Below are 12747 nucleotides of genomic sequence, written 5' to 3'. Positions count from 1 at the left end.
ATGGATGCTGAAACACGTTCAGCATGACGAGATCGGAAGAGTTTAAATGAGACCGCACGTGTTCGCGATTCTGGCGGCCCTTTGCACGTCCCTATCGGCTTGCGGGCTCCAGCCGATGTACGCCGGGGGGGCGAGCGCTCCGGTGGCGCAGGGGCTTGCGGCGATTGACGTCCCGCCGATCCCCGGACGTTCGGGCTGGCTTTTGCGGAACGCGCTGGTTGAGCGGTTCGAAGCGGGGGGCACGGCGACGCCCGCTTTTCGTCTGGATGTGCGCATCGACGACGCGCTCGAAGCTTTGGGCGTGCTCAACGATGACACGATTAGCCGCGAGCGCCGGATCCTGCGCGCCCGTTACCAGCTGATCGAGCTTGCCACGGGTGAGATCCTCCTGGACGCGACCTCGGGGGCGGACGCGGGTATTGATGTTGTCTCCAGCGAATACGCGACCATTGCCGCAGAACAGACCGCGCTTGAAAACCTTTCCAAAGAGGTGGCCGAGCGCATGGCGACGCGTGTCGCTCTTGCTCTGCGGGAGCGTGCCGAGGCGTCCTCGCCCGGCGAATCATGAAGGCCGCCAACAAGGACTTTGTCCGGGGCCTTCCACGATCGGTCGCTCAGGCCTCGATCTTCTTCTTCTGCGGACCGGACGAAGCGGGCGCGAGCGCAGCGGCGGAGAAGGTGATCGCGGCTCTACCCGATCCGGGAGAGCGGATCGAATTGTCGGGCGCCGATTTGCGCCGTGATCCAGCGAGCCTCGGCGATGAAGCGCGCTCGGGCTCGCTGTTCGGCGACAGTCGGCACATTTACGTCCGCGCAGCAGGAGACGAGGCGCACGACGCGCTCAAGACCCTGATCGAGACGGCGCAGGCCGGTGCGGGCGACGCGGCGCCGGTCGTGATCGTGGCGACATCGGCGACCGACAAGTCGCGCACGGCCAAGCTGCTCGAGAAGCGCGATGACGCGCTGGTCGGCATGTTTTACCAGCCCGATCTCAACTCCGTGGCGGCTTCGGTTCGCTCGATGGCGGACGCGGCGGGCCTCAGGCTGAACGGCGACCTTGCAGAGCGTATCGCGCGCGCCGCGGGGCTCGACGTTCGTCTCGCGCAGTCGGAGGTGGATAAGCTTGCGCTCTATTGCGACGCCGATCCGCAATCGCCGAGCCCGGCGAGCGTGGAGGATTACGCCGCAATCGGCGCGGCGACCGAAGAAGACGGATTTCAGCCGCTTGTGAACGCGGTGCTCGGCGGAGAGCTGTCGCGGCTGCCGCGCGAGCTTCACCGTATGCGCGAACTGGGCCTCAATCCGGTCGGACTGCTTCTGGCGATCGAGCGGCGTGCGGCGCAGCTCGCGCAGATCACGGCCAAGCTGGGGCCGCGAGGCAGCCTGGACGGTCTCAACAAGGGGGAGAAGGCGCAACTGGGCATCTTCTGGCGCGAGGAACGCGATATTCGCCAGCAGCTTGCGCGTTGGCAGGCGCGCAAGCTCGATCGCCTGATCCCGCGCCTTACCGCCCTGCACCGCCGACTGCTCGCCAACAGCCAGGCGGCAGAGACCTTGCTGGCGCAGGAATTGACGGAAATCGCGCGCTTTGCGGCGCGCCGGTAACACTCCGGCGCAATTTGTCTTTTCGCACCTGCAAAATTGTGGTGCTTGCGGGTGGACGTCTACATGGGTAATTGCACGTAGATAAGCCGCAAGAAGCGGGGTTAGTGGCTAATGAACAAGCTTGGCGCCATAGCGCTTGAGGCGGCTCAACCGGACCAGGTTGAGCGCAAGATCGTCGCCTCGCTCGAGCGTCGTCGGCTTCGCGCTTACATTCTTCTTCTGATCATCGACGCGGCTGCGCTGCACGGCGCCTTCATGCTCGCCTCGCGCCTTTATCTTGGGTCCTGGGGCGAGCAAGAGATCATTCTGGCCGCGCAGGCGCTGTTGCCGGTCTACTTCACGATCGCGCTGTACAACCGCACCTATAGCCTGCGCGCGCTGGCGGATTGGGTCTTTGCCCTGCGCCAGGCGGTCACCGCGCTGATCATCTCAAGCGCGCTGCTCGCTTTCCTGGCCTTCTACACTAAGTCGAGCGCGGAGTTTTCGCGCGTGTCGGTGACGCTCGGGCTCCTTTTCTTTGTCGTATCGATTGTCGCGGTGCGCCGGTGCATCCCGCTATTTGTCGACACGTTCTGGGAAGGGCGCGTGCGCAACGAGCTCGTGATCGAAGACGGCGGCCCGCAATTCGGGCTTGAAGGCGCGGTGTCGATTTCGGCCGAGAAGTACAATCTCGATCCCAGCGCGCATGATCCCTTCATGCTGGATCGCCTGGGCAAGCTGCTGCGCAATCAGGACCGGGTGGTGGTCAGCACGCCAAGCGAACGGCGAGAGAACTGGGCGTTCCTTCTGAAATCAGCCGGGGTGCAGGGCGAGATTGTCAGCGAGCCCGCTCACCGACTGGGCGCGCTCGGCGTGCACCGCTACGAAGACAAGGGGCGCACCACACTGGTGGTCTCGACCGGGCCGCTGGGAGTGCGCGCGCGGATCACCAAGCGCCTGTTTGATGTGACCGCAGCGCTCGGCGGTCTCCTGGTTCTTGCACCACTGTTTGCTGTGATCGCCCTATTGATCAAGCTGGAGGATGGCGGCCCTGTGCTGTTCATCCAGCGCCGGCTTGGGCGAGGCAATCAGTTCTTCGATATGTACAAGTTCCGCTCCATGAGGCCCGAAGGCCGCGATCTTGACGGCACCCGATCGACCGCGCGCGGCGATGAACGCGTGACGCGCATCGGCGATTTCATCCGCAAGACCAGCCTTGATGAGCTGCCTCAGCTGTTCAACGTCCTGCTCGGCGATATGTCGATTGTCGGTCCGCGTCCGCACGCGCTCGGCAGCCGGGCGAACAACAAGTATTTCTGGGAAGTCGACGGGACCTATTGGCAGCGGCACTGCCTCAAGCCCGGCCTGACCGGTTTGGCGCAGGTTCGCGGCCACCGCGGCGCGACCGAGCTTGAAAAGGACCTCACCGACCGGTTGCAATCGGATCTTGAGTATATCGACGGGTGGTCCTTGCGCCGCGATGTCGAGATCGTCTTCAAGACGCTTTGGGTGCTCCAGCACGACAACGCGTACTGAAGTACTGAAGCCCGCCCGCACTAGTCTTGCGAAAGGCCGCTCGGCGGGCTCAGTTTTCGGGCTCGTCCTCTTCCTGCGGCACGGTGAAGGTGCCACGCACGCGCCCGTTCGTCGAACCCGCAGGAGCGCTGCCACCCGACGCCCGGCCATCCACACTCGAAATGCCTGTATCGAGGTCGATCACAAGGCGACCGCCCGAAAGCGTGTTGTTGCCCTGGCGAAGCCGCACATCGCCCGAAAGCGTGATGATCCGGCGACTGAAATCGTAAACAGCCGTGCTGCCCGTCGCCCGCTGGTTGCCGCGCGCCACGCTCACACCGCCGGTTGCGGTAATCTGCTTGAGCTCAAGCGTTGAGGCGTTGAGGTAATTGAGCTGCATGCGCGCCGCGCGAACGGTCAGGTCGTCCTGCGTCACGATGACGTTGTCGGAAAAGACCACGCGGTCCTCGCGCTCTTGCGCCACGATCCGGCCAGCATCGATATCGACCGGCGCGCGGGTGTTGTGCGCGGAGAAGCCTTGCGCGCTCAGCTGCATGTCTCCCATCAGGGCCAGCGTCAGCGTAAACCCGCCCAGCGCATAGACGATGGACAGCCCGGCAAGCGAGGACGCTCGACCGATCGTGCGTTTTAAGGTTTGCGTATCGCTCATTCGGGCATACTCACTTTGCCTGGGATCACGGTGAGGCGCGCGTCGCCGTCGAGCGTGACTGTCCGCGCGGCAAGATCTGCGCGCATGGATTTTGCCGTGAAATTCCCCGCCGGGATTTCGCCCGTCACACCCTTGTCTCCCACCATCTCCCGCCTCTTAAGGCTCACCGATACACCAGAGGCCGTCATCCGGTATCCATCCGCTGCGATCAATTGCACAGGACCGTCAATGTCCACGACATCCTCGTCGATGTCGTAGACGCCGCCATTGGCCGAGAGGCGCGCCGGGCCTTCGGGCAGCAATATTTGGGCGATCAGATCGTCCATGCGCACCAGCCCCTCGACGCTTGAGCGCTGAATGGCCTCGCCCGCCGTGATGGAAAAGGGCCGCCCCTGATCGTCGCGCCCGCGATACATGGCGTTGTCCACGCGCAGGCGCTCGTCAATGACCGACACTTCGTTGCGATCGAGCAGAAAGCTGACTTCGCCGCGAGGGGAAAGCGGGGTGATGACCATCAACGCCGCGATCACGCCGACGCCGATGGGCAGGACGCGGGCCAGAAAGCCAACCAGCTTGTCGTGACGACCGCCGGGCGCGGCGAAATGCTGGCGCCGACTGCGCAGAGCCTTTGCCTCGCTCGTTTCTATGCGCCGCTTGATGACCATTTGGTGTGCCTTGCATTCTCCGGGCTCTGGCCTGCGTCCGGCCTTCTCAGGGTCTATTCGTGGCTGAAGATATCGCGATCCGCCCAACCGGCAATGTCCAACGATGCGCGGGTGGGAAGAAACTCAAAGCACGCCTCAGCCAGATGCAGGCGCCCTTCGCGTTCAAGCCTCACCGTCAGTTCGTCGCGCAGCCGGTGCAGATAGCGGACATCGGACGCCGCGTATTCGCGCTGGTCATCGCTCAGGATCGGACCGCCCCAGTCCGAGGATTGCTGCTGTTTCGACATGTCGACATCGAGCAGCTCTTTCGAAAGGTTCTTCAGCCCGTGCCGATCGGTGTAGGTGCGCACCAGCTTGCTGGCGATCTTGGTGCAGAAAACGGGCGCGGCCATCACCCCCAGATAATACTGGATCGCCGCGAGATCGAACCGGGCGTAATGGTAAAGCTTAACGCGGCTTTCGTCGGCGAGGATCTTGCACAGGTTCGGCGCGTCGTATTCGCTGCCAACGCCAAAGCGCACGAGATGCTCATCGCCCGAACCATCGCTGATCTGCACGACGCAGAGCCTGTCTCGGGAGGTGATGAGACCCATTGTTTCCGTATCGACGGCAAGCGCGCCCGTTCCCTGGAGCACGCCTTCGGGCAAGTCTTCTTCGTGAAAATGCACTGTCATTGTGTTCGCCCTCTACGCGGATTGGGGATAGGTGGGAAGGGGTGTGTGGTGGGGCTCGCCCGGGTCGCGCTAACCTGGGCTCCATGACCGCTGAGTCCATCCCTGAAAGCTGGCGAGACACGCTGGATCCCGCGCTGGCCAGTCCCGAAGCGCGTCGTCTGGGTGGCTGGCTGCGCGCCGAGGAAGGCGCGGGCAAAGCGGTCTACCCCCCGCGAGGGAGCCGGCTGACCGCGCTGGCGCTCACCCCGCTCGATACGGTCAAGGTCGTCATCCTCGGGCAAGACCCCTATCATGGGCCGGGACAAGCGCATGGTCTGGCGTTTTCCGTGCAAGACGGCGTCAAGGTTCCCCCCTCGCTGGTGAACATCTTCAAGGAGATGGAGAGCGATCTCGGGCTCGCGCGTCCGAGCCATGGCAACCTGACCAAGTGGGCCGAGCAAGGCGTCCTTCTGCTCAACAACACGCTGACGGTCGAGGCGGGCAAGGCGGGCAGCCACGCCGGGCGCGGCTGGGACGCGATCACGGACGCTTGCGTCGCAGCGGTGGCGGAGCGCGGGGATCCCACCGTGTTCATCCTGTGGGGCAGCCATGCGAGGAAGAAGGCGGGGCGGATAAGAGCGCTCGGCTCCGGCGCGCATCACCTGGTGCTGTCGAGCCCGCATCCCAGCCCGCTCTCGGCGCACAATGGCTTCTTCGGTTCAAAGCCGTTCAGTCAGGCGAACGCGTTTCTGGAAGCGAATGGGCGCGGGGGCATCGACTGGGCGCTTTGACGCACTTTCGACAAGTCAAAGCGGGCGGCTCGGGCGAGTGCTGCTAGCTTTGACCCCGGTGTCCGAGCGCGGCTTCGAGAACCAGTTCGACCCGCTCTTCCACGCTCGCTTTTGGGAGTTCTACAACCCCGATCTTGAGCGCCGTCAGATCGCGCCGCAAGCGGTCGGCCTCGTCTCGCGCCATTTCGAAGGAGTGCGGACGATCCGGCGTGCGCTCGTAGATCTCGGGCCAGGGCGGGGCGAAGAACACCGGCTGTGCGTAGGAGAACCCGCTCGGTATCAATTCGGTGATCGGAACCTTGGTTCGGCTCGCGCGGCCTGACAGGGCATCGAATAACCCGCGATCGTGAAATGTCGGTGCATCCTCGGGCACGGGACAGTCGAGGTCGGCGAGCGACATCGCGGTAACGGCTTCGAAAAACCCGAGACGGTCCTCCCAGGGCTTCGGACCGCCGCGATGGATCACGCGCAGGCCGGGTTCGTGAACGACGCTATATCCGCGCGCTTCCAGGCGATGGGCCAGCGTCGACTTGCCACCGCCCGAGCATCCGGTGATCAGGTAGCGCCTGTTCACACAGCGTTCCAAGCGCTTTGCGGCCAGCGCGGGTCGGTCAGCGCGGCAGCTCGCTTGCGCCCATCAGCGCTTCATCGACGCTGCGCGCGCATTGGCGGCCTTCGCGGATGGCCCAGACGACAAGGCTTTGACCGCGCCGCATGTCGCCGCAGGCGAAGACGCCTTCTTCGCTGGTCGCGTACCGCTCGGTGTCCGCCTCGACATTGCCACGGTCCGTCAGCGCAACACCGCTCTGATCGAGCAGGCCCTTTTTCTTGGGGCCAAGAAAGCCCATTGCGAGGAGGATCAGATCGGCCTTGATCGTGAATTCGCTGCCGACGATCTCGCGCATCTTGCCGTCAACCCATTCCACCCGTGCGCATTCGAGCCCGGTGACGGTCTCGCCATCGCCGATCACGCGCTTGGTCAGCACCGCCCAGTCGCGCTCCACGCCCTCTTCGTGGCTCGACGAGGTGCGCAGCTTGACCGGCCAGTCGGGCCAGGTAAGCCCCTTGTCTTCGTGCTCGGGCGGCTTGGGCATGATCTCAAGCTGGGTAACGGACGCGGCGCCCTGGCGGTTCGAGGTGCCCACGCAGTCCGAGCCGGTGTCGCCGCCGCCGATGACGACGACATGCTTGCCCGTCGCAAGCAGGCTGCCGCGCGGCGCGGCGCGCAGTTCGTCATCGCCCGCATTGCGCTTGTTCTGCTGGGTCAGGAACTCCATCGCCAGTCGCACGCCATTCATTTCGGCGCCCGGAATGCCCAGAGGGCGCGCGTCCTCGGCTCCGCCCGCGAGCACGACCGCGTCGAAGTTCTCCTTAAGGCTGGCGAAGGATACATCGACGCCGACTTCCTTGCTGGTGCGGAATTCGACACCTTCGGCTTCCATCTGCACCGCGCGGCGATTGATGAGGTGCTTTTCCATCTTGAAGTCGGGAATGCCGTAGCGCAGCAGACCGCCGATGCGGTCGCTCTTTTCGAACACGGTGACGCTGTGCCCGGCGCGCGCGAGCTGCTGCGCGCAGGCGAGTCCGGCGGGGCCGGAGCCCACAATCGCGACCGACTTGCCCGTCTTGGTCTCGGGGATCTGTGGGTGGACCCAGCCTTCCTTCCAGCCCCGATCGATGATCGCGCACTCGATCGATTTGATGGTGACCGGCTGGTCGATGATGTTGAGGGTGCAGCTGGCCTCGCACGGAGCGGGGCAGATGCGGCCGGTGAATTCGGGGAAGTTGTTCGTGCTGTGCAGCAGGTCGAGCGCGGTCTTCCAGTCGTTCTCGTAGACGAGGTGGTTCCAGTCCGGGATCAGGTTGTTCACCGGACAGCCATTGTGACAATAGGGAATGCCGCAATCCATACAGCGCGAGGCCTGGTCCGAAAGCACCTTGTCGCTCGGCTGCACCACGAATTCGCGGTAATTGTTCAGGCGCTCTTTCGGGTCGAGATAATCGCGCTCGCGCCGATCGAGTTCCAGAAATCCGGTGTCTTTGCCCACGTTTGTTCTACCTCAAATCAATTCGTCATTGCGAGCGAAGCGAAGCAATCCAGAGCGTTTGAGCTCAGCGGCCCTGCATTGCCGCGTCGCTTCGCTCCTCGCAATGACGGTATCAACACAAGCTACTCCGCCGCCACGCTTGCGGCTTCTTCGCGTTCGGCCTCCAGCGCTTCGAGAGCGCGCTTGTAGTCCCGCGGCATGACCTTGACGAAGCGCGGCAACGCTGCGTCCCAGTCCGCCAGGAGTTCGTTCGCGACGGCGCTGCCTGTGTGCAGCTGATGCCGCTCCACCAGGATACGCAGCCGCTCCGCGTCGTGGCGCAGCATGTCGCCCATGCCGAAGTCGTGCACCGAACGCCCGCGCTGTTGAGGCCGCCCTGTTCCCTCGTCCAGATCCGCTTCGGCGCTGATCGGCAAAAGATCGACCTGCGCGTGATTGACCAGCGACTGAAACACGCCGTCCGGATCGTAGACGTAGGCCACCCCGCCGCTCATGCCGGCAGCAAAGTTGCGCCCGGTCTTGCCGAGCACAACCACCACACCGCCCGTCATATATTCGCACGCGTGATCCCCGGTGCCTTCGACCACCGCGATGGCGCCCGAATTGCGCACCGCAAACCGCTCGCCGGCGACGCCGTTAAAGTAGGCCTCGCCCGCAATCGCGCCATAGAGCACGGTGTTGCCGACGATGATGTTCTCGTTCGCGTTGCGCGGCGCGCTATCGGGCTGGCGCACAATGATCCGGCCGCCCGAGAGCCCCTTGCCGACGTAATCGTTGGCATCGCCAACAAGGTCGAGCGTGACGCCGTGGGCGAGCCAGGCGCCAAAGCTCTGCCCGGCGACGCCGGTGAGGTTGATGCGAATGGTTTCGGGCGGCAGGCCGTCATGCCCGTGCGCCTTGGCGATTTCGCCCGACAGCATCGCGCCCACCGTGCGGTTCACATTGCGGATGTCGCAATCGATCTGCACCGGCTTTCTCGCTTCGATCGCGTTCTGGCACTCGGCAATCAGTCGCACGTCCATGGCGCCGCCCAGACCGTGATCCTGGCTCTCGGTCTGGCGCAGGCACGATCCGTCCTGAAGCTCGGGCTTGTAGAGGATGCGGTCGAGACTGATCCCGCGCGCCTTCCAGTGGCGGTGCACGCGGTTCATGTCGAGCCGGTCCACGCGCCCGACCATCTCGTCCAGCGTGCGAAAGCCCATTTGCGCCATGATCGCCCGCAGCTCTTCCGCCACGAAGAAGAAGTAGTTGATCACGTGTTCGGGTGTGCCGGTGAAACGCTTGCGCAGAATCGGGTCCTGCGTCGCAACGCCGACCGGGCAGGTGTTGAGGTGGCACTTGCGCATCATGATACAGCCCGCCGCGATCAGCGGCGCGGTGGAGAAGCCGAACTCGTCCGCGCCTAGCAGCGCTCCGATGGCGACATCGCGTCCTGTGCGAAGCCCGCCATCGACCTGCACCGCGATGCGGGTGCGCAAATCGTTGAGAAGCAGCGTCTGCTGCGTTTCGGCAAGGCCGATCTCCCACGGGCTGCCGGCGTGCGTCAGAGATGTGAGCGGCGAGGCGCCCGTTCCGCCATCATAGCCCGAGATCGTCACATGGTCCGCGCGCGCCTTCGAAACGCCCGCCGCGACCGTGCCCACACCGACCTCGGAGACAAGCTTGACCGATATGCGCGCCTCGGGCTGCACGTTCTTGAGATCGTGGATCAGCTGCGCAAGGTCTTCGATCGAGTAGATATCGTGATGCGGGGGCGGCGAGATCAGTCCGACCCCCGGCGTCGAGTGTCGCACCGCGCCGATCCGCTTGTCGACCTTGTGTCCGGGCAACTGGCCCCCTTCGCCGGGCTTTGCGCCTTGCGCCATCTTGATCTGGATATCGTCGGAGTTGACGAGGTATTCGGTTGTCACGCCGAACCGCCCGCTTGCCACCTGCTTGATCCGGCTGCGCATCGAATCGCCGTTCTCGAGCGGCTGAAAACGGAACGGCTCCTCGCCCCCCTCGCCCGTGTTGGATCGCCCGCCAATCCGGTTCATGGCGAGCGCCATGGTCGAGTGCGCTTCGTGGCTGATGGAGCCAAGGCTCATCGCGCCGGTGCTGAAACGCTTGACGATCTCGCTTGCGGGTTCGACCTCGTCGATTGGCAAGGGCGTTTCGGCGGTCTTGAACTCCATGAGCCCGCGGATCGTCAGCAGGCGTTCGGACTGCTCGTTGATCGACTTCGCGAATTCTTCGTATGTCTCCGCCTTGTTGCCGCGCACGGCGTGCTGGAGTTGGGCCACGTTCTGAGGGGTCCACGCGTGTTCTTCGCCGCGCAGGCGGAACTGGTAGATCCCGCCCACATCGAGCATTCCCTCGTATAACGGGTTATCGCCATAGGCCTGCGCGTGGCGGCGCACAGCCTCTTCGCCGATTTCCGCCAGACCGATGCCTTCGATCGTGGTGGCGGTGCCGGTGAAGTAGGTCTCGACGAACGCGCTTGAGAGGCCGACTGCATCGAAGATCTGCGCGCCGCAATAGGACTGGTAGGTCGAGATGCCCATCTTCGACATAACCTTGCGGATGCCCTTGCCGATCGCCTTGATATAATTGGCTTCCGCCTGGGCAGGCTCAATCTCCGGATGCTTGCGGGCGCGAATTTCTTCAATGGTTTCAAACGCGACGTAAGGATTGATCGCTTCGGCGCCATAGCCGGCGAGCACGCAGAAATGGTGCACTTCGCGCGGCTCTCCGGATTCGACCACCAGGCCGGTCTGCATCCGCAGGCCCTGGCGAACGAGGTGGTGGTGCACCGCAGCCGTCGCCAGCAGCGCGGGCATGGGGATGCGGTCCGGCCCTTGCTTACGGTCAGACAGCACAAGGATGTTGTGATCCTGCAAGACCGCTTCGGTTGCGGCCCAGCACATCTCCTTGATCGCGAATTCGAGGCCTTCGACCCCGCTCTCGGCGTCCCATGTGATATCGATGGTCGCGCAGCGAAACGCGCCGTCGAGCGTGGTCTCGATCGAACGGATCCTGGCGAGATCCTCATTGGTGAGGATAGGCTGTTCGACTTCGAGCCGTTTGTGCGTGCCCGCGTCGCGCCCGAGCAGATTGGGCCGCGGGCCGATCATCGAAAGCAGGCTCATCACCAGTTCCTCGCGGATCGGATCGATCGGCGGATTGGTGACCTGCGCGAAGTTCTGCTTGAAATAGTCGTAGATCAGCCGGGAGCGACTGGAGAGCACCGCGATCGGCGTGTCGGTTCCCATAGAGCCGATGGGATCATCGCCTTTGAGCGCCATCGGTTCGAGGAACTTCGACAGGTCTTCCTGCGTGTAACCGAACGCCTGCTGCGCTGCGAGCAGGGTGGGTGTTTCCTTGTTCTCATCCTGCGGAAGCTCGGCAAACTCCGGATCGACAATGTCCAGATCGTCCAGCTTGAACTGCGCCTGGTCAAGCCATTGGGCGTAAGGCTGCGCGGCGGCGAGATTGGCCTTTAATTCGCCGTCCTCGATGATGCGGCCTTCTTCAAGGTCGATCAGCAGCATCTTGCCCGGTTGCAGGCGCCATTTGCGGGTGATGTCCGCCTCGTCGAAGGGCAGGACGCCGCTTTCCGAAGCCAGACAAACGATATCGTCCTTGGTTACACAGAAGCGTGCGGGCCTGAGGCCGTTGCGGTCGAGCGTGGCGCCGATCTGTCGGCCATCGGTGAAACACACCGCCGCCGGGCCGTCCCACGGCTCCATCAACGCGGCGTGATATTCGTAGAACGCCCGGCGCCCCTCATCCATAAGCGTGTTGCCGCCCCAGGCCTCGGGCATCAGCATCATCATCGCATGGGCAAGGCTGTAGCCACCCGCCAAAAGCAATTCCAAGGCGTTGTCGAGGCAGGCCGTATCGGATTGGCCATGCGGGATGATCGGCCAGATCTTGTCGAGATCGGGGCCGAGCAGATCGCTTTCCATCGTGCGGCGGCGCGCGTTCATCCAGTTCACATTGCCGCGCACGGTGTTGATCTCGCCGTTATGCGCGATCAGGCGGAAGGGGTGGGCCAGCCGCCAGCTCGGGAACGTGTTGGTCGAAAAGCGCTGATGCACCAGCCCCAGGGCCGAAACGCAGCCGGGATCGCGCAGATCGTCGTAAAAGCTGTTGACCTGATCGCACAGCAACAGGCCCTTGTAGACGATCGTGCGGCTCGAAAAGCTCGGCATGTAGAGATCGTTCAGGCTGGGAAGGTCGTGCTTTCTGGCGAGATCTTGCAGCGGGTTCTGGACCTGCTTGCGGATCACCAGAAGCTTGCGCTCAAAGGCGTCCTGATCAGGTGTCGTCTCTCCGCGCGCAATGATCGCCTGTTGCATCACCGGCATCGAATCGATGACAGCGTCGCCCAGCCCATCGAGCGTCGTGGGCACATCGCGCCAGCCAATCAGGCGCTGGCCTTCCTTGGCGATAAATCGCTCGAACCGCTCAGTAATAAAACTGCGCGCGGCCTCATCCTGAGGCATGAAGCACTGCGCCACCGCATAATCTCCGGGCTGCGGAAGCGAACGCTCGTGCGCATCGGCCCATTTGCGGATCAACGGATCGGGTATTTGCAGAAGGATGCCCGCGCCATCCCCCAGAAGCGGATCGGCTCCCACCGCGCCGCGATGATCAATTCTTTCAAGGATTTGCAGCGCCTGGCGCACAATGTCGTGGGACTTTTCGCCTTTGATATGCGCGATCATGCCCACGCCGCAGGCGTCGTGTTCGTTGGCGGGGTCGTAGAGACCCTGGGAGACCGGGTGTCCCATGGTGTGCGTTCATCCTGTCAGATGCCGGCCCTGGCGATGCGTGCAC

At 63.7% G+C, this 12747-nt stretch carries 10 protein-coding genes; 4 read left to right on the top strand and 6 right to left on the bottom strand.

Features of this window, described 5'->3' with window-relative positions; translation table 11 throughout:
* Positions 1–46: 46 nt before the first annotated feature.
* From lptE to QNI87_RS07245, 3 genes are all read left to right on the top strand, one after another.
* A complete protein-coding gene (gene lptE / locus QNI87_RS07255; RefSeq protein WP_300595513.1) occupies positions 47–568 on the top strand; it encodes an LPS assembly lipoprotein LptE in 522 nt (173 codons plus the stop codon).
* Positions 565–1605 (top strand): DNA polymerase III subunit delta, encoded by a 1041-nt coding sequence (gene holA / locus QNI87_RS07250; RefSeq protein WP_300595512.1) that lies wholly within the window; start codon positions 565–567, stop codon positions 1603–1605. The genes lptE and holA overlap by 4 nt, the downstream gene beginning before the upstream one ends.
* Positions 1606–1716: 111 nt before the next feature.
* The gene (locus QNI87_RS07245) at positions 1717–3120 is read left to right on the top strand and encodes a sugar transferase (protein WP_300595511.1); all 1404 of its coding nucleotides are present in this window, start codon (positions 1717–1719) and stop codon (positions 3118–3120) included.
* 49 nt (positions 3121–3169) lie between these two features.
* On the opposite strand, the gene QNI87_RS07240 is transcribed toward QNI87_RS07245, so the two are convergent.
* Genes QNI87_RS07240 through QNI87_RS07230 form a run of 3 tightly spaced genes read right to left on the bottom strand, consistent with a single transcriptional unit; the run spans position 3170 to position 5108 of the window.
* Positions 3170–3769, bottom strand: coding sequence for an LptA/OstA family protein (locus QNI87_RS07240; protein WP_300595509.1), 600 nt, complete (start codon positions 3767–3769; stop codon positions 3170–3172).
* Entirely contained in the window at positions 3766–4434 is a 669-nt protein-coding gene (lptC, locus tag QNI87_RS07235) for an LPS export ABC transporter periplasmic protein LptC (protein WP_300595508.1), read from the bottom strand. The genes QNI87_RS07240 and lptC overlap by 4 nt, the downstream gene beginning before the upstream one ends.
* A 53-nt stretch (positions 4435–4487) precedes the next feature.
* Positions 4488–5108 carry a ribonuclease D gene (locus tag QNI87_RS07230; RefSeq protein WP_300595507.1) on the bottom strand — a complete coding sequence of 207 codons (621 nt, stop codon included), beginning with the start codon at positions 5106–5108 and terminating at the stop codon, positions 4488–4490.
* 83 nt (positions 5109–5191) lie between these two features.
* Here QNI87_RS07230 and ung point away from each other — a divergent pair, with 83 nt between their 5' ends.
* Positions 5192–5878 carry a uracil-DNA glycosylase gene (gene ung / locus QNI87_RS07225; RefSeq protein ID WP_300595506.1) on the top strand — a complete coding sequence of 229 codons (687 nt, stop codon included), beginning with the start codon at positions 5192–5194 and terminating at the stop codon, positions 5876–5878.
* Positions 5879–5921: 43 nt separating this feature from the next.
* On the opposite strand, the gene QNI87_RS07220 is transcribed toward ung, so the two are convergent.
* From QNI87_RS07220 to gltB, 3 genes are all read right to left on the bottom strand, one after another.
* The gene (locus tag QNI87_RS07220) at positions 5922–6452 is read right to left on the bottom strand and encodes an AAA family ATPase (RefSeq protein WP_300595505.1); all 531 of its coding nucleotides are present in this window, start codon (positions 6450–6452) and stop codon (positions 5922–5924) included.
* Positions 6453–6489: 37 nt separating this feature from the next.
* Positions 6490–7926, bottom strand: a complete 1437-nt coding sequence (locus QNI87_RS07215; RefSeq protein WP_300595504.1) for a glutamate synthase subunit beta — start codon at positions 7924–7926, stop codon at positions 6490–6492.
* A 122-nt stretch (positions 7927–8048) separates the two neighbouring features.
* Positions 8049–12701, bottom strand: coding sequence for a glutamate synthase large subunit (gene gltB, locus QNI87_RS07210; RefSeq protein WP_300595503.1), 4653 nt, complete (start codon positions 12699–12701; stop codon positions 8049–8051).
* Between the last annotated feature and the right edge of the window lie 46 nt (positions 12702–12747).

The sequence above is a fragment of the Erythrobacter sp. genome, assembly GCF_030066995.1.
Taxonomy (GTDB): domain Bacteria; phylum Pseudomonadota; class Alphaproteobacteria; order Sphingomonadales; family Sphingomonadaceae; genus Erythrobacter.
Note: the sequence above shows the minus strand (reverse complement) of the source record. Positions and strands in the feature narration are given on the sequence as shown.

Excerpts from the sequence above, each read along its gene's own strand:
- lptE (WP_300595513.1), top strand. The coding sequence starts at position 47 with ATGAGACCGCACGTGTTCGCGATTCTGGCGGCCCTTTGCACGTCCCTA.
- holA (WP_300595512.1), top strand. The coding sequence starts at position 565 with ATGAAGGCCGCCAACAAGGACTTTGTCCGGGGCCTTCCACGATCGGTC.
- QNI87_RS07245 (WP_300595511.1), top strand. The coding sequence starts at position 1,717 with ATGAACAAGCTTGGCGCCATAGCGCTTGAGGCGGCTCAACCGGACCAG.
- QNI87_RS07240 (WP_300595509.1), bottom strand. The coding sequence starts at position 3,769 with ATGAGCGATACGCAAACCTTAAAACGCACGATCGGTCGAGCGTCCTCG.
- lptC (WP_300595508.1), bottom strand. The coding sequence starts at position 4,434 with ATGGTCATCAAGCGGCGCATAGAAACGAGCGAGGCAAAGGCTCTGCGC.
- QNI87_RS07230 (WP_300595507.1), bottom strand. The coding sequence starts at position 5,108 with ATGACAGTGCATTTTCACGAAGAAGACTTGCCCGAAGGCGTGCTCCAG.
- ung (WP_300595506.1), top strand. The coding sequence starts at position 5,192 with ATGACCGCTGAGTCCATCCCTGAAAGCTGGCGAGACACGCTGGATCCC.
- gltB (WP_300595503.1), bottom strand. The coding sequence starts at position 12,701 with ATGGGACACCCGGTCTCCCAGGGTCTCTACGACCCCGCCAACGAACAC.